The following is a 26,599-nucleotide window of genomic DNA, read 5'->3' on the forward strand; positions in this document are numbered from 1 at the left end:
TAGATCACTATCCCATCAGGCTCGCGGATGGTATTTAGTGTAAACCTCTTTCATTCTCACTTTTGTTACATGTGTATAAATTTGTGTTGTTGATATGTCAGCATGTCCAAGCATTTCTTGAACCGCTCTTAAATCTGCGCCATTTTCTAATAAGTGTGTCGCGAAAGAGTGCCTTAACGTATGAGGCGTCAATTCTTTGTTAATTTGTTTTTTTAAAGCTAGTTGTTTTAGCATTTTCCAAAAGCCTTGTCGGCTTATAGGTCTCCCGTGGTGATTAACAAATAATAAGTCATGGTCTTGCCTTTTCACAAGTTTGGGGCGACTTTCTTGTAAGTATGTATCAAGAGCACGAGCTGCCATTTGTCCTAACGGAATAATACGTTCCTTACTTCCTTTTCCTATACATCTAATAAAACCCATTTGCAAGTGGATATCTGATAATTTTAAATGACACAACTCACTTACTCTTAAACCACTGGCGTAAAGGACTTCTAGCATTGCTTTATTCCTCAAACCAAGGGCTGTATGCGTATCCGGCGCTTCTAGCAAAGCTTCAACTTCTGTGGTGGAAAGAATTTTAGGTAACTTCTTATCAGGGCGTGGCATTTCTACATGAAGTGTTGGGTCGTGCGTTGTATATTTTTCTCTAATTAAAAACTGGTGGAATGAACGAATAGATGACAGCATTCTTGAAATAGAACTTCCCGCTTTTCCACTGTCGTTTAAGTATTGTAAAAAATGTAGAATGTCTGACTTTTTAATTGTTTCAAGTTCTACAAGTTTTTTTGTCTTTATCAAAAAAGAAGTATAAGCTTTTAAGTCTCTTTCATACGCTTTTATAGAATTTTGTGCAAGACCCTTTTCTACAATTAAATAATGAATAAACGCTTTCAATTCAGTTTCCAACCATCTGTTCACCCTTCCTCAACAAGTCTTACTACTCACCAGTCATAAAAAAAAGGCGTAACCGATCAGCAATTGAGAAGTCTCCTTCTACATTGTCTTCTATAGATGAATTAAACACTTTAACTGCCCGTCCCTGCGGTTCTTCATAACGATGATAGTCTCTATATTCTTCACCTACCCATAGAATACCATAATAAAACAGTACCGTGCACCCTATGAATAAGAAAAAGATCCATAATGTCTGTAAAGCTTGTTTAAATTTTGTCATCATTCTCCCTCATTTAATTAAACTCTGTTAAACTGGCTTCTTGTGATAATTAAAGTATATGCCGATGATGAGATGGGATATACATGCTTCTTATGAAAATATAGTTTAATTAGGCGAGGTTTTCGTATGTTAATAGTTGTTTTTGGATGTGACGGAGTCTAGCAGCAGTTCAACAACATGAAAAAGCACCTAATTATGACTAGATTACGGTTCAGATGGTGATGACTACCAAAATCCTTCTAAAAGCATACCTCATTATTTTTATTTCCAACCAATTTAACTTTAAGCGTTTAATCAAAAAGCCTGAAAAAGCAGCTGCTTCTTCAGGCTATGACAAGCTATTAGGTGGTGATCTCTAATCCTTACATCGATGGCAAATACCATGAAATGTGAGTCGATGATCTTTAATGGCAAAATTCCACCGATCCTCTACCACTTTTTCCACATCTTCTAATAAATCTTCTTGGATCTCATCAACAGATCCGCATTCAATACATACTAAATGATGATGAAAATGGGTGGCTCCCTCTTGGCGAAGGTCATATCTGGATACACCATCACCAAAATTAATTTTATCAACAACCTTTAATTCTGTAAGTAATTCCAGTGTCCTATAAACAGTAGCCAAACCAATTTCAGGATATTTTTCTTTTACTAACATATAGACGTCTTCTGCACTAAGGTGATCATCTTCGTGTTCTAAAAGCACGCGTACAGTAGCTTCTCGTTGAGGTGTCAATTTATAACTTTGAGAATGTAATTGTTTTTTTATCCGCTCTATTCGTTGTTCCATTTTTTTCCCCCTACTACATTATCCGTTGCCCTCTGCCTTCTATAAAAAAGGAAGTAACATCTTTCCACACTTCCTTAGTTTATCCTCAGGGTGATCTTTCATTATATTATACTCTGGGAGAAAATAAGGTGTCAAATGAGAAATGAGAATCGTTATAAAAATCATTTTAAAATTATTATCATTTAATTTACAATATCATTAGATAACCACTTCAATTATCAATGACATAATGCGAGGAGAAATAAAGGCTTCATAGCTTGCTACAAGAAGAAGGATTAAGCCAATACATAAAATAAAAAAGCTGTAATGGACAAAATGAGTGATAACAGGCTCTCTTCCCTTTTTGACGATTTGCCTCCATAACCTCACTGTAAATGCCGTTGCCATCGTAGCTACAGTTATAAAAACAGGAATCAGGACAACATTTTGCGGCAAGACGGACGTGAACGCAAATAGAAAACCATTAACCCCCATTTGATCAACTAGTATTCCAACAGTAAAACCAACCATCACGCCTTTTACAAATAGAAGAATATAAATGATCGGTAATCCAATAACCGAGAGGCCTAAAAACCAAATAAAACCTAGCATTTTACTATAATATGCAAAACTTTGTACAAATACCTCTTTTGAGCTTGCAAACTCCCCCTTACTTGCTTCGTTAAAAAAGAGTGTTAAGTATGCATATAGATCATTCTTTTGTGTAAACCCCATACTGTTAACAATAATAGCACCAAAAATAACGCCCATAATAAGTAATACTGTTGTGAAAATATATGTAGCTCGATTGGCCTCTAAATGATGAGTTAATATATTTCTTCTGAAAGATAGTTTAGGCATGATTAAAACCTCATTTCTGACATGATTAGCTTTCTATCAGAGTCTATGAAATGAGGTGTAAAACTATGATTGTTATTTTTAAAACGTTATTTTGCCGTATATCCCGCCTCCACCCGAGGTGATCTTTACTGTCTGCTGTCGGATACTGGTGAGGTTTTCTAGTTGTTTTTCATTAAGATAGTGAGCTAAATCTTCAAGTGGGGCTTCATGGATAATGACCATTTCAGACTGGAAGCGAGTGATTAGCTTGTCGATCGTCTTGGGACCAATACCTGGAATAAATTCTAAAGGCACATGTGGTCGATATGGTGGCCGTTGCCCTTTCATTTTACAAGCATTAAGCTGCCCCTTCTGTGCTTCAGCAAGCTGAATAATTCGGTCATAAACGCCTCGAATAACCCTATTATTAGGATGATCAGGGCATATTTCGTTCTTTAATGACTTAAAGCAAACCCCACATACTGATTGATAATATTTCCCTAATTGTGGATACAAACCACAATTGGCTATAACTTTTCTATCTGATTTCTCTTTCAAAGCCTTCTCTATTTCCGAAAATGTCGGAGCCTTCGCCTGAATAATTTGATGTTCTCGCCCGATTTTTGGAATTGAATGCGCGTCCGAGCTCGTAATAAAAGGAAAAGAAGCTAATTCAGGCAATAAGTCAGCCATTGAGGTATCTGAGCTTAGGCCTAATTCAACAGCATCAACAAGCGATAAGTCAAACACTTCCTCCATAAACGTGTTTACACCTTTACCATATACACTTTTAAATGGAGTAAAAATATGTGCAGGAATAAACCAGCCCCCTGCCTCTTTGACTCGCTTTTGGAGTGTTTGAGCCTCTACATAAATACGTTGTGTGCTTAGTGAGAGATTTTTAATCGCCTTTCCGCACCAATCCGAAAACTCTTTCATATCTGCTAACGTAGGCAGATAACAGAGGACATGAATAGGCCCTTGTGACTTCTCATCAACTATTTCCAATTCCGCCCCTAAAATTAAAGTCGTTTCTCCACGATAAGACAGTCCTCCCCCACTTAACTCAGTAAAATCTCCTTTGGACAGCCCCAGCTCGAGTTCATCTAGTACAGTTGGCGATAGACAGTCTATCACCCCAACTATGCCAAGACCCTTTCGCTGCGAGGCTTCTACCATAATATTATCTACTGTTAGCTCATTTGAAGCTGTTATTTTAACATACTTCCCTTCCATATCTTTACCGATATGAATATGTAAATCCATGTAATAGTGCGAATAGGGTTCGGTTAATTCATGTTTAGACATTGCCTTTCTCTACTTTCTCCTTCATTAATTGCCAATATTGAACAGCATAAAGGGTTTTTGCATCATGGATCACTTCATTTTCAACTAATTTCTCAGCCTCTTCCTTCGTCACTTCTATTTTTTCTACAAATTCGTCTTCATCTAAATTAATGGTCCCTTTGTTGAGATCTTTTGCTAAATATACATGGACAATTTCATTTGCAAAACCCGGGCTTGTATAAAAAGAGTGCAGCTTCGTCCAAGAATGGGCTACGATACCTGTTTCCTCTTCTAACTCACGTTTCGCACATTCAAGAGGATCTTCTCCTTTTTCTAGTTTTCCTGCGGGAATTTCTGCAATAACCTTATCCAGTGCTTTTCGAAACTGTTTCACTAAAATTAATTTTTCTTCTTTTGTAAAGGCAATTACCGCAACTGCTCCTGGATGATAAATGATTTCTCTTTTACTTTCGTTACCGTTTGGTAATAAAACATCTTGAACCTCTAATTCAACAACCTTACCTTTAAAGATTTGTTCTTTTTTAACCGTTTTTTCCTCTAAATTTTTGCTCATGTCTACAACTCCTCATCGTCCAACTTATTATTCCAGTTTAGCATAAAGCTAAGGTCCAATCATTGGAAGTTTTCCTTCATCCCCACTGATTGTTAGTTTAACTTATCGGCCCTATAAGGGCAGTTTATCCCCCACTTAAACTTTCCAATCTTCTTAAGTTTTGAGGTGGGGGTTTTACTGCCCCTTAAGAGGGAAATAAAGGAATCACCGAACTCATTTAATTTTAATCTATTAAAATTGACGGTATAATTACTTATTATAAAGGGTAAAGGGAAGTGGAGGTGTTCACGTGAATAAAACTCAATTAGGTACATCTGATTTATATGTATCAGAACTCGGTTTTGGCTGTATGTCATTATCAGACGATCATTTGTCTAATCAATCATTAATTGATGAAGCGATCGATAGAGGAATAAATTTCTTTGACACTGCTGATTTATATCAATTAGGGTTTAATGAAGAATCTGTCGGTAAAGCCATAAAAGGAAAACGCCACAACATTATTTTAGCCTCTAAAGGGGGAAATGAATGGGGAGAAGGCATTGATGGGTGGCGTTGGAACCCTGATAAAAACTATCTAAAAGAGGCGTTAAAACGCTCACTTCAGCGATTAAATGTGGATTATCTAGATCTTTATCAATTGCATGGTGGAACGATTGATGATCCGATTGATGATGTCATTGAAGCTTTTGAAGATCTAAAGCAAGAAGGACTCATTCGTTATTATGGGATCTCATCTATTAGGCCGAATGTGATAAAAGCATTTGCCGAAAAGTCCTCTATCGTCAGTGTCATGATGCAATACAGTCTGTTAGATAGACGACCAGAAGAATGGTTTTCATTATTTGAGAAATATAACATTTCCGTTATTGCCCGTGGGCCTGTAGCAAAAGGACTTCTGACTGACGAGTTTGAAAGAAAGCTCAGTACTGATGGCTACTTAGATTATACAGAAACAGAGTTATTACAGCTTTTACCTAAACTAAAAGCCCTTGCAGAAGAAGCTGGCCTTTCTATGCAGCAGCTGGCACTTCGTTATGTGATGGATCAATCCCCAGTAGCTACAGCTATTGCCGGAGCTAGCAAACCTGAGCAACTAAAAGAAAATGTTAAGAGTACTCACGCTTCACCTATTTCATTAGACATAAGACAACAACTTCATGCGTTAGTAAAAAAATCAACATACGACAACCATCGCGTATAACTAATCGAGAGCCAAAACGCCCTTTTGGCTCTCAGTCTTATGACGCCACAAACACTCATATTTATTTTCACAAGAAGACTCTAACAGCAGGTTAGTGAAATGATCATATTATCTTCACTTCGTTTCCGCGTCTTATTCCATTTCCTCATAATAGTCTACTAGCATGTCATAGTTAAGATGTCCTGGACGACGGACGGCTACCTTTCCATTTGGATCAATGATTAATGTGGTAGGCAAATAATGGACGTCATAGTTTTCTTTAACTTCCCCTTCTTCGTCTAGTAAGATATAAAAGGGAATGTTAAAGTCATTCACAAATTGTTGAACATTGTCTACTGATCGTTCTTCGGTGGTCATGTTAATTGCCACAATGACAACATTATCATCTTGATACTCTTCATAGAACTTTATAAAATCAGGCATTTCATCGCGGCATGGCGGGCACCAAGATGCCCACATGTTTAGAATCACATAGTTTCCCCTTAAATCAGACAATGTGATTGTTTCCTTACTATTTAATTTTGTTAACGTAAAATCTTTGGCAGTTGTGCCTGGCTGCATTGCTGTTTGGTCATCTTCTAAGTCTTCAACGCCTTCTCTTTCAATCCCTCCGCTTTCTAAATAGTCGTTGAGTAATTGTTCATTTTTATCATTATTATCTTTTACCTCTTCATAGATCACATAGCCCCCTATTACGATAGCTGCTACAAAAATCATTATTGACAAAATTCGGCGGCCTCTCATTAAACGACTCCTTTTCTTTTAAAATAATATTCATAATTCCTTTTAGCAGACATAGAAGTTAAGTAAGTTTTCCTTATTGAATCATATCTCTTTTTCTAATTATAAGACAACCTACTCGTTTTTTAAAAGTTGGTCTTTTTTTAAGATAATACATATTTTATTCCCTGTACTTCATGATAAAATATAAAATGGTGTGAATTTAAATCGTAGGTTAACAAACTATTACATAAATACTAGAGAGGAAGATTTATTTTGTCACTTATAGAAGCGATTATATTCGGGATTGTTCAAGGGATCAGTGAGTTCCTTCCCATATCAAGTACAGCTCATATTGTCATTACTCAACTAATGTTAGGCTACACATTCCCAGGACTTTCATTTGAGATTTTTTTGCATCTTGCATCTGTACTAGCTGTCATACTTTATTTTTGGAAAGATCTTTGGGAGGTTATACGGGGATTTTTCGCCTTCCTTTTTCGCCGTTCCACTGAAGATAAACCTTTGTTTTTCTTCGGAGTATACTTATTAGTTGCCACGTTTATTACGGGGATTTTAGGGATGCTTCTATCAGATGTGATTAGTGATGCAATGAAAACACCTGCTATGATTGCAAGTGCTCTAACAGTAACTGGTTTAGCTCTTATTTTCATCGAACGATTCCATAAGACAGGGGCAAAAGATGAATCATCGATGACTATGATCGACGCCATTCTTGTCGGCCTAGGTCAAACGCTTGCTGTTATTCCTGGTATTTCCCGCTCTGGGTCTACCCTTGTCGTCTCATTACTAGCCGGTTTAAACAGAGAAACAGCTGTAAGATATTCTTTCTTACTTTCCATACCTGTTATTTTAGGCTCAACTGTTATGGCCCTGGACGAATTTACAGCAGAGATGGTCACTTATATTGGACCATTAAATTTATTTGTCGCTTTTGTTGTTACATTTTTCTTTTCTATTTTAGGGATTATCTGGCTAATTGAATTTCTTAAACGTAGTAAGCTTATCTATTTTGCCCTCTACTGTTTCGCACTAGCCATTTTTGTTTATCTATATATCGACCCTAGTACTGTCATAGACATTTAACCGTATGAAGCGAGTCATCCTTTCAGATGCTCGCTATTTTTATATCCTAAGTTTTAGTGACTACTTATCTTCATATAATAGTCACAGAGCAAAAAGGAACTTAACCTCATTTACTAAACGACTGGGATTTGTTAAGATGTTGTAAGTTTAATAGAAAATAGTCGTCAGGAGTTCACTATTATGAAATCTTCACAAGGAAAGATTATAGGAAAAGACCTATTAGGCCTTGGATTACTTTTACTCTTTCTTATCTTATTTTTGTTTAGTGATAGAGTGAGTACAAGTGACTATGCTGAAGCTCTTCCATCTGCATGGATTAATGTAAATACTATTTTTCTAAGTATCGTATTAGAAGCTATTCCTTTTATATTACTAGGTGTTTTTGCCTCTGCTCTTATACAACTTTATGTATCTGAGGAAACCATCAAGCGATTTCTACCGAAAAATGCCTGGGTATCATTAGTTCCTGCGGCAATGCTTGGGGCTATTCTCCCTCTTTGTGAGTGTGCCATCGTGCCAGTCGTGAGGCGGTTAATTAAAAAAGGAATGCCCCTTCATGTTGGAATCGTTTTTCTCGTAGCTGCACCTATTTTAAATCCAGTCGTCTTTGCTTCAACGTATTATGCATTTAGAACGAATCAAACGATACTGTACACTCGTATGGGACTAGCTTTCGTATTAGCGATTATTATCGGCGCTATCCTTTATAGTATTTTTAAATCGCGACCTAATCAGCTACGAAGTCAGATAAACGTCTCCCTAGCAAATCATCATGTGCATTTAGATGGCGGCGAAGATCTTAAACAAGTGAAAAAAGCCAGTGCGTTAACTCAATTACGAAATACACTGTATCATGCTGTCGATGAATTCTTTATGATGGGAAAATACTTAATTCTCGGGGCCTTTATAGCCGCTCTCTTTCAAACATTTCTTGACAGAAGTTTACTAGAGGCAATTGGTGGCAATGAATACTCTTCAACCTTTGTGATGATGGTATTTGCGTATTTACTATCATTATGTTCTGAGGCAGATGCGTTTGTCGCTTCTTCATTCGGCTCCTCATTTACAGATGCCTCACTTGTGGCATTTCTCGTCTACGGGCCGATGCTTGATTTAAAAAATACGTTTATGCTATTTGCATTTTTTAAAGTGCGTTTTGTTCTAATCTTTATGGTGACAGTGACGCTTTGTGTGTTTACTGCTGTTATACTGTTATCAGGCTGGATCTTATAATTAGGAGGTTTCTTATGAAACAACCATATGATCACTCATTTCACGCCTTCATACAAGGGATTATTCTTGTTGGATTTGCTATGCTCATGCTTCATTTAATTTTAACAGGCAACATTGTCTATTACATTGCGCCAATGATGATGCCATTCATTTATTTTGCCCTTGTCGTTTTCTTTCTGCTTGGAATTATACAAGTATTTAGAAGTACAACAAAAACGGATCACGACCACCATGAATGTGCATGTGAGCATGATCATCATATTAAAGGCCCTTCTTGGGTTAAAACGATAATCTATAGCATTTTCATACTTCCTATCGTACTAGGATTTGCTCTTCCAGACAGATCATTGGATAGCTCTGTCGCTGCCAATAGAGGGATACAACTTGGAGGCGGTGGTAACGCCTCCTCTTCAGCAACAGATAATTCTATTAATGAAACTGATCAAAACAATAACGGCAGTACCTCACGAGCAGAGGCTTTTTTGGAAGACCCTGAAGGTTATATGGAGAATTTAACTACCCAATCTGGTGAGGAAGAACATTACCAATTTGAAGACATTTACGATGAAGGCTGGTTTGATGATTACTATGCGGAATTGTACGAGGAATTAATGAACAATACGGTTATTGAAGTTACTGAAGACAACTACTTAGATGTAATGACTGTTTTAGATCTTTACTTGGATGATTTTATAGGGAAAGAAATGGAGATTGTTGGTTTTGCTTACCGTGAAACTGATTTTCACTCAAACCAGATAGTTGCGGCGAGGTTTGCTATGACATGTTGCACGGCTGATGCTTCTGTATATGGGACTATGATAGAAAGTGAAGAAAGTAATAGATTTGACGAGGATACATGGATCTATGCGAGAGGAACAATAAAAAAAGATCATTATAATGATCAACCAATACCTGTTCTTGTGGATGCTCACATTCAAGAAGTGGAAGAACCAGATAGCCCTTACGTCTATCCTAGCTTTTAATAGATCTTTATAAATTCACAGATAAACCGGCAGTGTGACGAAGGTCATCACTACCGGTTTATCTCATACATAGGTTTTCTTATTTATTACTTACTAGTTAACATCATAACAGCCGTTTCCCCTGCTTTTGCCACCTGATTCTCATACTTCTCCACAGACTCTACAGCTTCTCCGTTTGTAATGATAATTGGTGTTATGAGACTTTCTGCTTTTTCTTTGACGACGTCTATATCAAATTCTATCAGCTTGTCTCCTGGAGCAACTTTACTTCCTTCTTTTACGAAAGCTTTAAACCCTTCCCCTTGTAAAGTAACAGTCTCAATTCCAATATGAATGAGAATCTCAATACCATTTACCGTCTTTAATCCTACTGCGTGCTTAGTTGGAAATACTTGAATCACCTCGCCATGGACCGGGGCCACAATATGACCGTCAGTAGGCATCACTGCAATACCATCACCCATCATTTGTTTAGAAAATGTTGGATCAGGAACCTCTGAAAGCGGTACGATTTCCCCATTAACAGGACTTAAAAGAGTATCTTTTCCATCAGCTTGGGGCAACTCTTCCCCAGACTTTGTCTTTTTATCTAAACCAAATAATTTTTTAAACATAGTCATCACCTTCCTCTTATAATCACTATAAATAAATTCGTTTACCGGTTAAATCTTGTGACCCTAGTTTAATATATTGCAATTACGAACTAGATCCATTCAAGATTATTACCTGCTACTTTTATAAAACGGCCCTTCAATCAGTGGGTGTTTTTGTTCTTCTCCCACTGATTGTTAGTTGCGTTAATCAAGACATTAGCGGCCGTCTAGAATAGATCTACCTCTCCTTTCTATTTGGATCAGGAAACTTTACGGACACTTATCTGTAATAAAATTCTACATAAACGTTCAAATTCTCTCTTGCAGTGCATCGCCATTATGATATAATCAATCCATCTTTAAAAATTGAACTCGTATAACTGTGAGAATATGGCTCACGAGTCTCTACCAGACGACCATAAATTGTCTGACTACGAGTGATCAAACTGAGTTAGGGTTAGTGAGCAAGTGGAACACCTAAGTGTACTCTTGCAAATCGCTTTTCCCTGTAGGAGCATACTTCAAACACTCGGCATTTTGTTCACTCTATTAGAGATGTGAGCAAAATGTTTTTTTGTGGTTTTTGCGAGTTTTTCAGGAGGCATTTTCATGAAACATTTATATGAAACCATTTTAACAGAAGGTACCGTCATTAATGACAATGTATTAAAAGTTGATTCATTTCTAAATCATGGCATTAACCCTCACTTAATGAAAGAGATCGGTGAAGAGTTTGCAGATAGATTCAAAGGTGAAAACGTCACCAAAATATTAACTTTAGAATCTTCGGGAATAGCACCTGCTCTTATGACATCCCTCGTAATAGGGTGCGAATTGGTTTTTGCCCGTAAACGGCAATCGCTCACTATGATTGATAATCTTATCTCAACGACTGTTGAATCATATACAAAAAAACAAAAAAATACTATTTCGGTTAGCGGTGATTTAATTAAACCGCATGATAGCTTGTTAATCATTGATGATTTTCTCGCTAATGGTCAAGCCGCAAAAGGACTTATCGACATTGCCCAACAAGCTGGTTCCTCTATTGTAGGAATCGGGATTGTCATCGAAAAATCCTTTCAACCTGGTCGAAGTGAACTAGAGAAACAAGGTATTCGGGTGGAATCTTTGGCACGCATCGCCTCATTAACAAATAATCAAGTTCAGTTTGAAGAAAAAACCTGTCTTTAATCTGACTTAATACATACCGAACCAATATCATACAAAATACATCTGGAAATACGCCTAATATAATAATCTTTAGCTACGCTACACACGAAGACTTTTGAAGGCTTGTCCCAGCTAATGATGCCATTAAAAAATAAAAGGAGTGGTTACATGCCTGCAAATACTGGCCATTACCCTATTTTTAAAAGAGAAGATATAGATGCTTTTTTTGCCCTTTTTCAAAATAATTTAGCCAACTTTGTCATTATTACTGTTACAATGCTCGGCTTGGGCTTCCCCGCAAATCTCGTGTTCGGTCACGTTATCCCTGGTGCAGCGGTAGCAGTCATTTTTGGAAACATTTATTATGCCTATATGGCTAAACGCCTCGCAAAAAAAGAAAACAGAAGCGATGTGACAGCTTTATCTTACGGAATAAGTACCCCTGTTATGTTTATATTTCTATTCGGGGTTCTCGTTCCCGCCTACTCATTAACAGGTGATTTTGAGTTGGCATGGAAGATTGCAGTGGCTGCTGCCTTTTTAAGTGGTTTAATTGAAGTACTTGCTAGCTTTACAGGACGATGGATGCAAAAAAATCTCCCTCGTGCCGCTATGCTTGGCGCTCTAGCTGGTGTTGCCCTATCTTTTATAGCAGGCGAAATGCTCTTTATGTCTCTCGAAATGCCTGTCGTTGGATTATTTGTTCTAGCGGTTATATTAATTGGTATTGTCGGCAAGGTTAGCATGCCCTTTCGGATACCCGCCTCATTATTTGCTATGATCATTGGGACAGCCTTAGCCTTTGGATTAGGATACTCAGAAATATCAGCTATTCAAGAAGGATTTTCCCATCTAGGCTTTTATCCATTTCTCCCTTCATTAGCTGTTGTAGAAGGTTTTCAGTACTTATTTGGGGCTATGATTGCCCTATTAGCTGTTATTTTACCCATCACAATTTACAATGCTGTCGAAACGATGAACAATGTTGAAGCAATGAAAGCTGAGGGGGATACTTATGATGTTAAAGAATGTCAAGCCGTTGATGGTGTTGGTACAATGCTCGGCTCTGTTTTTGGCGGCTTATTCCCTACTACCGTCTATATAGCGACAGTAGGATCAAAGAAAATGGGGGCAGGTCGTGGTTATAGTTTATTGAATGCTATTGTAGTTGGATTCGCCGCCATTTTCGGTGTTATTGCAGCTTTAAGTGCTATTTTACCAGTAGCCGTCGTTGCCCCTATCCTTGTTTTTGTCGGTATATCAATGGTAAGTTCTGCTTTCAGCACGAACAAAGAAAAATATTATCCTGCTGTCGCCATTGCCATGCTTCCATACTTTGCAAATTATTTAATGACACGTTTTGAAAATCGTGCACCCGATGCATTAGCTGATATATCATCAGGGATCATTCCATTAGGACAGGGTGCTATGTTTACAGGTATTATCTTAGGCGCTATGACTGTCTTTATTATAGATCACGACTATCTAAAAGCAGCACTCTTTGCATTTGTCGGTGCTTTATTGAGTTTTGGCGGTCTTATGCATGCGCCTGAAATGGCCTTTGGAGCTGCTAACGACTTTGCCGCAGGTTATAGTTTAATTGGGTTATGTTTTATCGCTTATTTCATTAAAGAGGTTGTGCAATCAAGAGACCAACGTCTTAACAATGATAAAAAAGTAGCTTAGTTAATGCTACATCACCGTCTAAAAAGAGCCCCTCCATCTCTGGCTGGGCTCTTTTTGCATTGTTAGTCTTGTAATTGGTGAGTGATAACTGAACGTATGGCTTTAGCTACGCCATCTTCTCCATTAGTCGCTGTCGTGAAATCACATAGCTGTTTGATCTCTTTTTCAGCATTCCCCATAGCTACAGCATAACCTGCTATTTGCATCATTGAGACATCATTAAAGTTATCGCCCACTACCATGGCTTCTGAGACGTCTAAATTAAAACGTTTTGTCATTATCTCGATACCTTTACCTTTTGTTGCATACTGGTGGGTAATTTCTAAATTATCTCTTGCTGAAGCACTGACGCTAATATTTAATTCTTGAGCCAATTTAGCTTCTGCCCGTTCACGTTTTTCACGGTCAGTTGAAAAAGCCAATACTTTTAGTAATAGGGTCCCTTCTCCTCGTAAAATCTCGTGATAATCATCTGTTCGAAAAACAGCTCCTTGCTCAAACCTTTTCTCAGCTAATGCCATCGCTTCCTCGTAGGACGAAAACTCTCCAGTCGTTTTTAACAAATCGACGACTAACTCTAATCCTCGTTTTTCGTTATTTGTATATGTCCCTTTAGATGTCGTTATTTCAAAATAAATTTCTTCTTCTTGTAAAATGCGATTAATAACGTTAAATTGATCTGTTGACAGGGATTGTTGCTGAATAACGTTTCCATCTTCTTCTCTTATATCTGCGCCATTAACACAAATTAGAGGAAGACGTAGACCCACTTCTTTCAATGGTGTAATCGCTTCTGTATAATCGCGCCCTGTTGCTACAACTACTGTTATACCTGCCTTTTGTGCTTCTTTTATAGCACGAACACTTTCCTCTGAAACTTTACGATTATTATCTAGTAATGTTCCATCCATATCGGTTGCAATAAATTTAATTGTTTTCATATGATAATCTCCTTCTGTCTGTGCTGCACCAACTTAATAAAATCCGTTCACAATTCGTATTCGCCAAGAAAGGTTAGACGCCTAAAATACGAAATAAAACATATGATTTAATGATGATAAATCATTTTTCGAGTCATTCCCCCATCGATAATGATATTTTCTCCAGTAATGAAGTCAGCGTCTTCCCTTGATAAAAAAAGGCATGCTTTTGCCACATCAGCCGGTTGACCGACTCGTTGTGAGAAATGTTGATGATGGTCTTCTTCACGAAGCAGAGAATAATTTTCCGTTTGAATCCACCCAGGGCTAATAGCATTCACTCGAATATATTTTTCTGACAAGGTTGCTGCCAAAGCATGTGTGAGAGCTATTACTGCTCCTTTGGATGCGGCATATGCTTCACAATTAGGCTCTGACATAAGAGCTCTTGTAGAAGCTATGTTAATGATAGATCCTCCTAACTTCATTAAGGGCACACAATATTTTGACATTAACATCATGCTTCTCACATTTGTATTCATGACAGTGTCCCATTCAGTGACTTCCAGTTCACTAAATCGTTTAAAATGAGAGATACCAGCGTTATTAACAAGCGTATTGATAACGGCATTTTCACCAGCTAGTCGTAAAAAAAATGCTTTAATTTCTTCGGGATGTTGAACATCTAATTGTTGAAATGTAACATTGTACCCTTTCTCCTGTAAATCCCCTTCCACTTGTTTCCCCTTCGATAAATTGCAATCAAGTAACCATACATGTGCCCGAGCCTCAGCAAATAATTCTGCTATCTTTTTTCCAATACCTTGGGATGCCCCGGTTACAATAACATGTTTATCGTCTCGTTGATTCAAATTTCTTACCTCCTTGTCTATTTTACCATATCGTTTAAAACCGATCATTTTATTGTGAGGAAAGAGAATCTAGTTAGAAACTCTCACTATAGAAAACTCCCCATTCACAAGCCATAAGCCCCACTAAAAAGAAATACTAGTCTTAGTACACCATTATTCTTTCACCATTTTTCGGCCAAATTTAGAAGCATTAAAAAAATCAATTTTTCATAAGGTGAATAATGTTAATTAAACCATTCGAAATAAGAAGTCAAAATTCGAATAAGAATGTGGCCTTCACTTCAGACGGACGCTTTCCTGAGGGCTTGTCTTCAGCGAGTATTTGTACTAGGTAATCCTCGCAAAAGTGGATCTTCAGTCTACGCTTTATCCTCTTCGAGTCGCCGTCTTACGATTAAGCCACTTTTTATCCGTATATTAAAATGAAATGTAACATATTTGTCGTTTTATTGCTCATGAAGCGCCATTATGAAATTGATTTATTTAATTTTAGTTTAGCGTTCTCTCATGATCCACAAACGTACAGAAGTATTTTCCTTCACTCAAATTACTGTTCCATATCGCGTTACTTTCTTACGGATCAGCTTACTAGAAATGGAGAACTTCTGTCACACGTCCTTAGTACTTTTCTTCATTGACACTACTCACTCTTTCACTATAATTAATTTTAAGAAAATACAACTTTATCCTTATCCACACACTTCTTTCCCCTCAATCCATTGCCCCTGAAAGGAGATGTGCCGTAATTCTCGCTGATTCAAAAATCGTTGGTAGCCCACTCCCTGGATGTGTACCCCCTCCAACGAGCCAAAGACCTCGAAATTCTTTCAATTTATTATGGGGTCTGAAGTACATCATTTGTCGCAAATTATGAGCTAGGTTAAACGTAGCCCCTTTATAGACGTACTTTTTATTTTCCCAATCAGCCGGTGTTAAAACGGTTTCTGTTTCAATTTTATGTCGAAGGTTGTGTAAGCCTGTTTTTTCCTCCACTTTAGACAGGATTAAATCATGAAAAGCTCCTTTTTCTTTCTCCCAATCTATATGACTAAAATTGTTAGGGACTGGAGCTAGAATGTACAATGCTGACTTCCCCGTCGGAGCTAATGTTGAATCTGTTATTGAGGCATTTTGAATATAGATAGACGGGTCTTGGGATACTGTTTTCAAATGTGAAATCTCTTCTACATTACGTTTGTAATCTTTAGAGAATAATACGGTATGGTGATCTAACGGTACAGAGGTATCTACTCCAGCGTAGATCATAAAAGTAGAACACGAGTAGCGTTTTTTTTCTAAATGGATGGTCTTATACTTTCTTCGCAGATCATCAGCCACAAGCTGACTCATAGCTTGAGCAAAATCAGCATTCATAATCACATGATCAGCCGCTATTTTATCACCAGTATCTAGTTGTAAGCCTTGAACAGTCCGCTTATTATCAATGATTAACTTAGACACCCCTGTTCCTGTATGTATCTCTGCTCCGTGTTCTCTGGCAACTATCCCCATAGCTGCAGTTAACTTACTTAGTCCCCCTACTGGATGGAAAATACCATACTCATGTTCCATAAATGCTAAGATGCTAAATAAACCTGGGCACTCCCAGGGAGACATTCCTAAATATTTGGACTGAAAGGTGAATGATAATTTTAAGCGATCATCGTCAAAATATTTGGATAACACTTCATATAACGTTTTACTTAATTCTAATTTTGGCCAGGCTTTTATACTTCGTAAACGTACATAATCAAAAATAGAATCGTGATTTTTTTGTAGAATTGGTAATAATACGTTCATTTTCTTACGTGTATCTAACATAAAACGTTCGTATTGCATACCATACCCAGGGAAATGTGTCTCTACAATTTGTTTCATTTTTTGTCGATCTGAGCTTGCTTTCATGGAGAAATCATCAAACATAAGCGTATACATAGGATCTATTTTTCTTAGCGATACGTAATCTTCTAACCGGCGGCCTGCTTCCTGAAATAGTTCTTCAAGAATATATGGCATACTAAAAAAAGTTGGGCCTAAATCAAATGTATAACCAAATTTAGAAAATGAGGATGTTCGTCCACCAATATATTTTTGTTTTTCGAACAGCTGAACGTGATAGCCTTTTGCTGACAATAACATCGCTGCGGCTAATCCCCCTGGGCCAGTCCCTATTATTGCAATTTTCTTCCTCTGCATGTGTCACCTCTGCTATAAATATCTATAATAAGTTCCTACTTCTATAAGAAAAACATAATACAGTCAGTATTCTGTTTCCTCTAGACTAAAGTTCTTCTTTTCAATTATGTTCTGAATGTGAAGGCATCATACAAAAAACACCTCCGATTTGTCGTTAAGTTTATATACGACTATGGAGGCATTTTTGTATCATATTATTATAAATTCTTTGGTTTTATAGGGATAAAAGGGGGTACCTAATTTGTTGCCCCAGTAGTTTAAAGATGTTCCAACTTATGTTAAGTTGTATGAAAAATGACTAGATCTTATTAGTAAATCATTATCCTTTCTAAAGCTTAATGGCTTCTTCAACTCACATTATAGTGTCTCATCCAACCATCCAATTGAAGCAAGTAAGCCATTAACTGGGGGCCTGTCATCAATTGTCCGAAATACGGTTTCTTAAAGGAGCTCCCTTCTGTTTCAGCAAGTATCTTTACCTTTTGATAATCAAGCTTATTGAAAATAGGAGACTCTTTCTGTTTAACAAGTTTCATGAGCGAATCTGAGACCAATTTTCGATAAATAGGATGGTGAGTTTTAGGGAAAGGACTTTTCTTTCTATATAATACATCGTCCGGTAGAATGCCTTCCATCGCACGTCTTAATATTCCCTTTTCCCTGCCGTTTAACATCTTCATTTCCCATGGTATGTTCCACACATATTCCACGAGCTTATGATCAGCGAAGGGGACTCGAACCTCCAAGCTTTGTGCCATACTCATACGGTCTTTTCGTTCCAGTAAAGTGGTCATAAACCATATCATATTGACGTAAAATAAGCTTCTCCTTTGCGCCTCTTCTTCTCCTTCTCCTTCTAAAACAGGTACTTCATCTAATGTTTCTCTATAGCGTTCTGTCACGTAATCCTTTAGTTGAAGTTGAGTTTGCCATTCCGGTCTAAGTAACTGTTCTCTTTCTTCTAATGAACTCATCCATGGGAAGATTTCTCCCTGTAATTTTTCTTTATCACGAAACCACGGATAACCGCCAAAAATCTCATCGGCACATTCGCCAGACAAAGCCACAGTCGCTTGTTTACGAATTTCTCCGCAAAACCACAGCAATGAAGAATCAATGTCTGCCATTCCAGGTAAGTCTCTCGCTTTAACTGCTGACTCAAGTAACTTATATAGCTCAGTTTGTTTTATAATCGCTTTCGTATGAGCAGTATTAAGTTCTTCAACCATTCGTTCTACCCATGGGCTATCAGCATCTGGTTGAAAATGACTAGAGGTAAAATAACGGTCATTATCCTCATAATCAAAAGAGAAGGTTTTTAAAGGTGAACGCCCTTTTTGTTTATAAAATCCAGCTGCAATCGCTGAAATAGCGCTAGAATCGAGCCCACCTGACAGAAATGTTGAGACTGGCACATCAGCTACCAACTGTTCTTCAACGGCTGTCGTCAATAAATGGCGTATATGAGCCGCTGTTTCTTCAGTTGATTCACGATGTTGTTGACTTTTTACTTGCCAATATCTTTGAATAGTTGCTTTGCCATTATTAAATCGCATGAAATGAGCAGGTCTTAATTCATTAATGCCACTAAAAATACCATGACCTGGTGTACGAGATGGACTTAATCCAAGTAATTCTTGCCACCCTTCAATACCAACACTTGTATTTATAGCTGGATGAGCTAATAGCGCTTTTATTTCCGAACCAAAGATTATCCCTTTGTTGCCCAAACTATAAAACAATGGCTTCACACCTAATCGATCTCTCGCTAAAAATAGTTCATTTCTTTCTTCATCCCACACAGCAAATGCAAAGATACCTGTTAGTCTTTCAACGCAGGCTTCTCTCCATTGAATATAGGCAGTCAACAGAACTTCTGTATCAGAATGGGAGTTAAAGCTGTATCCGTGAGCGCGCAATTCTTTTCTAATGTCCTCAGTATTGTATAATTCGCCGTTATAACAAATCGTATAGCTAAATCCGTTTTTCTTCTTCGTCATTGGTTGAGCACCACCTGCTGGATCAACTACGATTAGACGTGTATGACCGAAAACAGCCTTTTCACAGCTCCATGTCGTAATCGCATCTGGACCACGCAGGCTCAATTGGTTAGCCATCTGTCTTAACGTGTCTTCGTGGTTCATTAAATTTTCTGATTGATCCACCCATCCAGTAATTCCACACATGTTCATCCCTCGTTTCCAATCTTGAACTGTAAACAGTCGTTTTTTTATGCTATTCAATGAGGGTTGTCCTATTGACTACTGATTAGGTGGTCAATCTATTAAATTGTTTTTCTCATTGTCACTAAGTACCAACCACCTTCTCTAATAAGCGGTTTAATCGTCATTATTTTAAGTCCAGCTTTTTTGCTGTTACGCTTCATTTCTTTTAATGTTGGAAGCGGGTAGAGATTTTTGTGAGCTGTCATAAATGTATTAAATGCCGCTGTAAAGGTTTGTCCATGTTTGGCTCCCTTGACAGGTTGTATAAACGTGATGATGCCTCCTTGATTCATGATTGAAGCTATTTTTTTAAATAGCTCTGCTCTTTCCTCAGGTGCAAAATAATAGAGTAAATTATGTACCATGACCATATCTGTTTTACCGCTATACTTTTCTATAAATGTCTCCATATCAGTACAATGAATCTGCGCGTGTTCATTCAATGCGTCTCTCGCTTGTTTAGCCACCTTGTCATTTATTTCAACGCCATTTAGAGCTATCGTTGGAAAGCGTTTTTGTATGCGTTTTAAATAACCGCCATAGCCGCAGCCTAAATCGATAATTGTGGCCGGCTTATTTTTTTTCACAATTTTTAAAATTGGGTAAATGGAAACCTTTTCCAATAGCGTGGATGTTTCTGCCACTACATTTGCAAAAGAATCTTCCAAATATTCTATCCGCTCGTTATTTTTTAATAGATCAGGATATTTTAATAAAGTGGGAAGGTGTAATTCCATCATCTCTCTTAATAAAACGCCAACAGACTCCGAACTGTTTGCTGAAGCATATTTTATGAGTTTTCGTTTCGCTTTTATTTTACCCGTCATACTTTTTTTCAAATGACCTATCTCCAGACCCACTTCTATCCACCTATTAAGAAGAGCACGGTTGAAATCACATGTTTCTGCTACATGCTCCACAGAGCGATATTGACTAAAATAATAAAACAAATCTAATGTATAGCCTACATGCGCATGCCAAGTGGACAAGAAATTTTCATTTGTTTTCATCCATTTTCTTGCCTGCAGCATACGATTAAATTCACTCAATTCTCTCAACTCCCCAATTGTCTTAACCAAAACACTGTAACCTCTATACCCTATTAGCTACTTGAACTAAACTATTCTAAACATTCATAAGCATAAGGAGGTTATTTAGAAACATTGAGAAGTTTTTTACAAAAAGAGCACCTACCAAATAAAACGCCCGCCCTTCAATCAAGTCATTATCGATCGTTAACTCATGCTAAATAGAGATAGCTCTCTCTCCTCTTTATTTTGAGCCGAGAGGTTTACGGACCTTTATCTATGATAAAAAACCGACCCTGTAGTAGGTCGGTGAACTTTAAATAGGTTTGATATTTGTCTAGATACCTTCTTTATCTTTGATGAACGCTAATAAAGCGCTACACCCCTCATTAATTAAATCATATACTTCATCAAAATTCCCCGTGAAATATGGGTCGGGAACATCTTTTACTTGACTTATTTCTACAAAATCTAGTAGCTTATGCAAGTGAACAATGACTCCTAATGTATTAAGCTCATTAAGATGCTTCATATTCGATGCATCCATGGCAATAATGTAATCATACGTTGATAAATCTTGTTCAACCACCTGACGTGCAACCAACTGTTCGTCCTCTACATGATACTTTGCCAAAATAGCGAGCGTCCCTTCGTGTGGGCGTTTTCCAATATGCCAATTTCCAGTCCCTGCTGAGTCTGTCACTATTTTATTCTGTAATCCCGCCTGTTTTACTTTCTGGCGAAAAATAGCTTCTGCCATTGGTGACCGACAAATATTCCCTAAACATACAAATAAAACGTTTATCACTTTATGTCTCTCCTTTGCACATCTGTTATTTACATTCTAGTAGAGATTTGCTGTTTTTATAATTTAATTGTAAAGCTTCAAACTTCATTATACGCGATTTATCTCCTTTTAGGTGTCGTCATATCGTTTAAGATTTTTTCTCCATTTTATTTCAGCTTTATTTCGCCTGTTTAAAAAAGGTCCTCTTATTTAACCCGATTAACAAGAAAAAACCCCTTGGTTATCCAAGAGGGGCTAATTCAGGCTTATCGATCAGATAGTGTGAATGTTTTAATTTTATATCTTCTATGATCGCTTCGATGGAAGTGAAATCTTCACCAACTTTATAAGTTGCCGCGCTTGTTAACGATTTCGATGCTTCCGGATTACCTATTAAAATCTGAATGATTTCTTCCGGATCACATTCGATCTCCTCTACCGCGTCCCCTACACATTGACAGTCCTTATTATCAAACCTTTCGTACACTACAAAGACATCTTCAGGTGTTTCGTCGGCCAAAAGCTCTCTCGTCTCCACTAAATCTTTTACGATCACTATAAACTTCCTCTCTTTTATTCCGTGAGTTAGCATGTGAAATTATTCACGGTTTTATTAGATTACAAGGTCTACTATACACCATTTCACTAGGTAATTTGTGAACTTTTCGTGAACATTCAGTTACATTTATCGGTCATAAATGAACATAAATTCAGTTATAGCAAGGTTTTGGTGTAATTAACCATTTAACGACACACAATGATATATCATCTGACAATTGACAAAGCTGTTTTCTTCTGATAAGTCATTTTTTATTCATATGCTTACCAAGTATTTTTTGAAATAAGGTGGGACACAGTTGATATAAAATAGCACCTGCTCCCATCCATATCGGAAGGTTAATTTCTCGTTTTGGCTTTTTTAACAATTGGGCTGTCTTTTTAGACACGTACGCTGGCTCTAACATATAATTTTGGACATTTTTTTTGTAATTACCTGATTTATCAGCAACATTGAAAAAATCAGTACGGACAGGCCCCGGATTGACGATGCTTACATGGAGGGGACTGTCTTGAAGCTCCATCCTTAAAGCATTTGCAAAGCCGAGAACAGCATGCTTCGTAGCTGAATAGACACTGGCTTTAGGTGTGGGAATTTTGCTAGCCACTGACCCGATAAAAATAATGTGTCCATATCCTTGCGTCATCATGTATGGAAGAACTTGCTTTGTACATGCAATCGTTCCAAATACATTTACTTTAAACATGTTTTCCATGTCTATTAAGTCAGCTTCTCTGACAGTGTCAAACACGGCAAAACCGGCATTATTTATAAGGGCAGTGATGGTACCTACCTCCTTATAAATGGTTTTAAATGTCGTGTCTATCGCGTTAAGGTCTGATACATCTAATTCATAAATTGGTGCGTCAACGCCAGTTGTACGACATATATAGTCTGAGACTGCTCTTAACTTATCACCCGAACGGGCAAGTAAGACTGGCGTGCCCCCTTGCTGAGCAACCTCAATCGCTAATTCTTTACCAATTCCACCGGATGCTCCTGTAATCACAACAACATCATTGTTTAAACATTTTTTCATCAATATCCCCACTTTTAAAGTACAAAATTTAAAATCACATTTTTACATTGTGTTACGTAAAAATAACAACTAGACAAGCTGATAGTGTAAAGGCACTGTTAGTAATTCGGAAAAAATTTTGACTAACTAAAAAAGCTAACATTGTTAAAATAACGTATTCTTTTAGTACTATCAGAAAATCTTTTGACGTTATTTTATCGTTATTCTATTGACTTTTCATCCATTCCCACTCATAATAATGGAAATTTGAACTATTCTATAATAATGGATGAGATAAAAGGTGGTCACTTATGAATACGATGATTAGTATACTTGGAGCAGGTTCAATGGCAGAAGCCCTTATTTGTGGATGGGTGAAAAGCGGACAGATAGCACCACAAAATATTTTAGTTACAAACCGATCAAATGATAAGCGTCTTGAAGAACTCTCTACTACTTATGGGGTGAAAACAACCCGTAACATAGAAGAGCTCATAGCACACGCACATATACTACTTATTGCTTGTAAACCAAAAGACTGGAAACAAGCGGTAAAACCGTTACAACATCTGTTGACTCAGGATATTCCCCTCGTTTCTGTCATGGCCGGTATTACAACTGAAGCGTTAGAAGACTTCTTCCCAAATTTAAATGCGCCCGTCATTCGCACTATACCAAATACCTCTGCTGTCGTAAATGCTTCGATGACACCAATAGCACTGGGAAAGTGGGTTAATCAAGACCATCTATCTAGAGTGAAAGACACATTTAAGTTAGTTGGGGAAACAGCAGAGGTTCCTGAAGACACGATGGATGCTCTCACAGCTTTAACCGGAACTGGTCCAGCCTATATTTATTATTTAATGGAAGCGATGGAATTGGCAGCTGTAAAAATTGGCGTTGATCAGAATCTTGCGAGACATCTCGTCTCTCAAACGTTGCTTGGAGCGGGCTTGCGTGTGCAGGCAAACGACTCTTCTCCATCCATTTTATACCAACAAATTATGAGTCCGGGAGGTACAACTGAAGCCGGATTCAATGTATTAAGAGAGCAAAAAATGCAAGAGATCATTATTTCCTGCATAGAAAAAGCAGCTGAACGCTCAAAAGAGTTGGGATCACTAACAAATGAGCGTACAATCGCCTCTAACAATGTAAAAAATGACGTAAAGTAGCCGTTATAATTGATTAACCCTGGGTAGCAAAGTAACTACACCCAGGGTATTTTCTCTCTTTAATCCATATTTACAGTAAGTTATAATTATTATTAGCAGTATACGTCATCTATCATACTGAATTCTTGCAGGAGGTCTCACAATGAAAAACAGCCAGTACGATGTGGTCATCGTAGGAGGAGGTCTAGCTGGATTAACCTCAGCCGCATATTTAGCTTACCACGGCAAAAAAGTCGCGCTATTAGAAAGAGGCAAACTTGGCGGTAGAGCTATGACAATCCAACTTAAAGGCTATCAATTTAATTTTGGAGCTCATGCTATTTATGCAAGAGATACCTCTTACCTCACTAAAATTGAACAAGAATTAGACCTTCGTATTCATTGGGAAGACTTCTCTCAATTAAAAGCTAAATATGATATGGGTGAAGAAGCAACTGTTATTACAAGTAATATCGGTGGTCTCTTACAAACAAAACTTCTCAAAGGCTTTGATAAATTTCGTTTTGCTTATCATATGCTTTTTACGACATTAGGATTTGAGAAAGGTGATCCTAACTTATCGATCCAGGAATGGATTGAGTTACGAAAAATAAGTCCAGCAGTGAAAGAAATGATGTTAAATCTCGCTACAACAAATTTTTTCTCTGGAGATCCGGATAGTATTCCTAGTGATGTTTTCTTTAATTATTATCGACGGCTTTTTAAAACAAATATACCCGTTAGCTTCATTCAAGGTGGTTGGAAAGTTCTCATTGAAGAGTACAAACGGGTTATTAAAGAAAATAATGGCGTTATTTTTGAAAAAACTAAAATAACCGATGTTGTTACAGAGCAAGGCCGTATCACAGAAGTACAAACGAAAAAACATGCTTTTTCAGGCGAACAATTTATTTTTGCTATTCCTCCGGAAGAACTACAAAAGTTGCTAAATGACACAGTCATTAAACCTGAATTAGAAAGGTATACAGATTATGAACCGACTTATGTCATGTTTTATGATGTAGGTTTGAAAAAGAGAATTGAATCAGACTATACGTATATTTTTGATAAAAACAGACAAATTTTTGTGACTGATATTTCTTACTATGATATGGAGGCTGCACCAGAAGGTGGACAATTATTACAGGCAGTTGGCTATTTAAAGCAAAGTGATATTAATGATCCAACAGCACATGATGCCATGGTTGAGAAAATGGAGCGATTCTATGACAAGCATTTCCCCGGATGGCGAAAAACGTTAGCTATTCCTAGAGCTTCTAAAAAACCTGTTTTACAAGCTATACGTTGGACGATGAATCAGCGAGGACTACCGTTGCATTTTGAAGCACTACCTAACGTCTTTTTCGCTGGTGATTGGTGTCAAGGTTATGGTCAGCTATCTGAAGTTTCTTTCTCAAGTGCCTATCTCGTCAGTAAAAGCATTCTAAACCAACACAGTGCTATAAATAATTCCTGAATTCAACCTCCAATGGTAATTCATTGGAGGTTTCCTTATGTCATGAATTTTTGTAGAATAATAGAATACTAAAACACGTTATCTCAATTGATTGATAGATGGAGGAATATACAATGAATCATCAAATTACCGATTCTAAATGGAAAATAAAACTCAATCACGTTGTTTCCCATCCATTTTTTAATGGTACAGTCATAACGCTCATTCTTATAAATGCAGTTGTTGTAGGATTAGAAACTTATCCTCATCTTTATTCAGAATATCGAACTGAATTCTGGATAGCGGACAGACTTTTACTTTGGATTTTTACCGTCGAAATTTTCCTTCGTCTACTAGCAGCTCCTCATCCGAAAACATTCTTTAAAAATAGTTGGAATTGGTTTGATTTTATTATTGTTAGTGCTGGCCATATTTTTGCTGGTGCTCACTTCGTTACTGTTTTAAGAATTCTACGTGTACTTCGTGTATTTAGAGCAATCTCTGTCATCCCATCGTTACGACGCCTAGTAGACGCACTCTTAATGACCATTCCTGCTTTAGGGAATATTATGCTTCTTATGAGCATCATCTTTTATATTTTTGCTGTTATCGGAACAATGCTGTTTCAAGAGACAGCACCTGAGTATTTCGGAAGCTTGCAACTTTCCCTTCTCACCCTCTTTCAAGTCGTCACGCTAGAATCATGGGCTAGTGAGGTCATGCGTCCAATTTTTGCTGAACTACCTTGGGCTTGGGTTTACTTTGTAGCTTTTGTACTTGTTGGGACCTTTGTTATTTTTAATTTATTCATCGGCGTTATTGTCAACAATGTTGAAAAAGTAGAAATTGCTGAACAGGAAGTGGAAGAAACTTCCGAAGAATTGAAAGAACTACGTAAAGATGTAAAAGAATTGAAATCACTCATTAAAAAGCAACTTACTGATAGCTAATAGAATCGCTATCTATGTAAGAAAATCTAACAATTTTGCCACTACCTTTACTCATCCATGATATAGTATAAGAAAATCACGGGAGTTA

The 26,599-nt window shown here is 37.4% G+C and carries 26 protein-coding genes and 1 riboswitch; of the genes, 10 read left to right on the plus strand and 16 right to left on the minus strand.

Translation table 11 applies throughout. The features are described from left to right. Positions 1-15: 15 nt before the first annotated feature. Positions 16-906 carry a site-specific tyrosine recombinase XerD gene (gene xerD / locus BK581_RS03930; protein WP_078576939.1) on the minus strand — a complete coding sequence of 297 codons (891 nt, stop codon included), beginning with the start codon at positions 904-906 and terminating at the stop codon, positions 16-18. Between the two features lie 31 nt (positions 907-937). After that, positions 938-1,174, minus strand: a complete 237-nt coding sequence (locus BK581_RS03935; RefSeq protein WP_407690329.1) for a YqzK family protein — start codon at positions 1,172-1,174, stop codon at positions 938-940. Between the two features lie 221 nt (positions 1,175-1,395). Between BK581_RS03935 and BK581_RS20025 the strand changes: the two genes are divergently transcribed. Then, positions 1,396-1,533 (plus strand): hypothetical protein, encoded by a 138-nt coding sequence (locus BK581_RS20025; RefSeq protein WP_169837531.1) that lies wholly within the window; start codon positions 1,396-1,398, stop codon positions 1,531-1,533. On the opposite strand, the gene fur is transcribed toward BK581_RS20025, so the two are convergent. The 4 genes from fur to BK581_RS03955 all read right to left on the minus strand — a co-directional run bounded on the left by fur (position 1,530) and on the right by BK581_RS03955 (position 4,647). Beyond that, positions 1,530-1,967: a ferric iron uptake transcriptional regulator gene (fur, locus tag BK581_RS03940; protein WP_078576941.1), complete on the minus strand. Its 438-nt coding sequence runs from the start codon at positions 1,965-1,967 to the stop codon at positions 1,530-1,532. The two genes, BK581_RS20025 and fur, sit on opposite strands and share 4 nt — an antisense overlap. 198 nt (positions 1,968-2,165) lie before the next feature. Continuing rightward, the gene (spoIIM, locus tag BK581_RS03945; RefSeq protein ID WP_078576942.1) at positions 2,166-2,807 is read right to left on the minus strand and encodes a stage II sporulation protein M; all 642 of its coding nucleotides are present in this window, start codon (positions 2,805-2,807) and stop codon (positions 2,166-2,168) included. 78 nt (positions 2,808-2,885) lie between these two features. Then, the gene (locus BK581_RS03950) at positions 2,886-4,094 is read right to left on the minus strand and encodes an endonuclease Q family protein (RefSeq protein ID WP_078576943.1); all 1,209 of its coding nucleotides are present in this window, start codon (positions 4,092-4,094) and stop codon (positions 2,886-2,888) included. After that, on the minus strand, positions 4,087-4,647 hold the full coding sequence (locus tag BK581_RS03955; RefSeq protein WP_078576944.1) for an NUDIX hydrolase: 561 nt from the start codon (positions 4,645-4,647) through the stop codon (positions 4,087-4,089). The genes BK581_RS03950 and BK581_RS03955 overlap by 8 nt, the downstream gene beginning before the upstream one ends. A gap of 289 nt (positions 4,648-4,936) precedes the next feature. Here BK581_RS03955 and BK581_RS03960 point away from each other — a divergent pair, with 289 nt between their 5' ends. Next, positions 4,937-5,851 carry an aldo/keto reductase gene (locus tag BK581_RS03960; RefSeq protein ID WP_078576945.1) on the plus strand — a complete coding sequence of 305 codons (915 nt, stop codon included), beginning with the start codon at positions 4,937-4,939 and terminating at the stop codon, positions 5,849-5,851. Between the two features lie 132 nt (positions 5,852-5,983). On the opposite strand, the gene BK581_RS03965 is transcribed toward BK581_RS03960, so the two are convergent. Next, positions 5,984-6,595 carry a TlpA disulfide reductase family protein gene (locus BK581_RS03965; protein ID WP_078576946.1) on the minus strand — a complete coding sequence of 204 codons (612 nt, stop codon included), beginning with the start codon at positions 6,593-6,595 and terminating at the stop codon, positions 5,984-5,986. Positions 6,596-6,847: 252 nt separating this feature from the next. Between BK581_RS03965 and BK581_RS03970 the strand changes: the two genes are divergently transcribed. From BK581_RS03970 to BK581_RS03980, 3 genes are all read left to right on the plus strand, one after another. Next, complete coding sequence (locus tag BK581_RS03970) at positions 6,848-7,678, plus strand: undecaprenyl-diphosphate phosphatase (protein ID WP_078576947.1); 831 nt, start codon at positions 6,848-6,850, stop codon at positions 7,676-7,678. A gap of 180 nt (positions 7,679-7,858) precedes the next feature. Further along, positions 7,859-8,911, plus strand: coding sequence for a permease (locus tag BK581_RS03975; RefSeq protein ID WP_078576948.1), 1,053 nt, complete (start codon positions 7,859-7,861; stop codon positions 8,909-8,911). Between the two features lie 14 nt (positions 8,912-8,925). Continuing rightward, positions 8,926-9,894 (plus strand): TIGR03943 family putative permease subunit, encoded by a 969-nt coding sequence (locus BK581_RS03980; RefSeq protein ID WP_078576949.1) that lies wholly within the window; start codon positions 8,926-8,928, stop codon positions 9,892-9,894. A gap of 86 nt (positions 9,895-9,980) precedes the next feature. On the opposite strand, the gene BK581_RS03985 is transcribed toward BK581_RS03980, so the two are convergent. After that, a complete protein-coding gene (locus BK581_RS03985) occupies positions 9,981-10,508 on the minus strand; it encodes a PTS sugar transporter subunit IIA (protein ID WP_078579846.1) in 528 nt (175 codons plus the stop codon). 331 nt (positions 10,509-10,839) lie between these two features. Beyond that, a riboswitch (purine riboswitch) is annotated at positions 10,840-10,941 on the plus strand. 155 nt (positions 10,942-11,096) lie between these two features. On the opposite strand from BK581_RS03985, the gene BK581_RS03990 reads away from it, so the two are divergent. Both BK581_RS03990 and BK581_RS03995 read left to right on the plus strand, forming a co-directional pair. Further along, a complete protein-coding gene (locus BK581_RS03990; RefSeq protein ID WP_078576950.1) occupies positions 11,097-11,681 on the plus strand; it encodes a xanthine phosphoribosyltransferase in 585 nt (194 codons plus the stop codon). 147 nt (positions 11,682-11,828) lie between these two features. Further along, positions 11,829-13,346: a uracil permease gene (locus BK581_RS03995; protein ID WP_078576951.1), complete on the plus strand. Its 1,518-nt coding sequence runs from the start codon at positions 11,829-11,831 to the stop codon at positions 13,344-13,346. A gap of 62 nt (positions 13,347-13,408) precedes the next feature. Here the strand turns inward: BK581_RS03995 and BK581_RS04000 are convergent, their stop codons facing one another. The 8 genes from BK581_RS04000 to BK581_RS04035 all read right to left on the minus strand — a co-directional run bounded on the left by BK581_RS04000 (position 13,409) and on the right by BK581_RS04035 (position 22,972). Beyond that, entirely contained in the window at positions 13,409-14,287 is an 879-nt protein-coding gene (locus BK581_RS04000) for an HAD family hydrolase (RefSeq protein WP_245828873.1), read from the minus strand. A 107-nt stretch (positions 14,288-14,394) separates the two neighbouring features. Next, on the minus strand, positions 14,395-15,138 hold the full coding sequence (locus BK581_RS04005; protein ID WP_078576952.1) for an SDR family oxidoreductase: 744 nt from the start codon (positions 15,136-15,138) through the stop codon (positions 14,395-14,397). 711 nt (positions 15,139-15,849) lie between these two features. Further along, positions 15,850-17,334: a phytoene desaturase family protein gene (locus BK581_RS04010; RefSeq protein WP_078576953.1), complete on the minus strand. Its 1,485-nt coding sequence runs from the start codon at positions 17,332-17,334 to the stop codon at positions 15,850-15,852. 347 nt (positions 17,335-17,681) lie between these two features. After that, on the minus strand, positions 17,682-19,520 hold the full coding sequence (gene asnB, locus BK581_RS04015; RefSeq protein ID WP_078576954.1) for an asparagine synthase (glutamine-hydrolyzing): 1,839 nt from the start codon (positions 19,518-19,520) through the stop codon (positions 17,682-17,684). Positions 19,521-19,618: 98 nt separating this feature from the next. Further along, complete coding sequence (locus BK581_RS04020) at positions 19,619-20,608, minus strand: class I SAM-dependent methyltransferase (RefSeq protein ID WP_169837535.1); 990 nt, start codon at positions 20,606-20,608, stop codon at positions 19,619-19,621. A 316-nt stretch (positions 20,609-20,924) separates the two neighbouring features. Continuing rightward, entirely contained in the window at positions 20,925-21,395 is a 471-nt protein-coding gene (locus BK581_RS04025) for a low molecular weight protein-tyrosine-phosphatase (protein WP_078576956.1), read from the minus strand. A 220-nt stretch (positions 21,396-21,615) separates the two neighbouring features. Then, positions 21,616-21,930, minus strand: a complete 315-nt coding sequence (locus tag BK581_RS04030; RefSeq protein WP_078576957.1) for a hypothetical protein — start codon at positions 21,928-21,930, stop codon at positions 21,616-21,618. Positions 21,931-22,177: 247 nt separating this feature from the next. Continuing rightward, the gene (locus BK581_RS04035; protein ID WP_078576958.1) at positions 22,178-22,972 is read right to left on the minus strand and encodes an SDR family NAD(P)-dependent oxidoreductase; all 795 of its coding nucleotides are present in this window, start codon (positions 22,970-22,972) and stop codon (positions 22,178-22,180) included. Positions 22,973-23,262: 290 nt separating this feature from the next. On the opposite strand from BK581_RS04035, the gene proC reads away from it, so the two are divergent. From proC to BK581_RS04050, 3 genes are all read left to right on the plus strand, one after another. Then, positions 23,263-24,126, plus strand: coding sequence for a pyrroline-5-carboxylate reductase (proC, locus tag BK581_RS04040; RefSeq protein ID WP_078576959.1), 864 nt, complete (start codon positions 23,263-23,265; stop codon positions 24,124-24,126). A gap of 142 nt (positions 24,127-24,268) precedes the next feature. Continuing rightward, complete coding sequence (locus tag BK581_RS04045; RefSeq protein ID WP_078576960.1) at positions 24,269-25,582, plus strand: phytoene desaturase family protein; 1,314 nt, start codon at positions 24,269-24,271, stop codon at positions 25,580-25,582. 113 nt (positions 25,583-25,695) lie between these two features. After that, positions 25,696-26,511 carry an ion transporter gene (locus tag BK581_RS04050; RefSeq protein WP_078576961.1) on the plus strand — a complete coding sequence of 272 codons (816 nt, stop codon included), beginning with the start codon at positions 25,696-25,698 and terminating at the stop codon, positions 26,509-26,511. Positions 26,512-26,599: the final 88 nt, after the last annotated feature.

The sequence above is a fragment of the Salipaludibacillus agaradhaerens genome (assembly GCF_002019735.1).
Lineage (GTDB): Bacteria > Bacillota > Bacilli > Bacillales > Salisediminibacteriaceae > Salipaludibacillus > Salipaludibacillus agaradhaerens.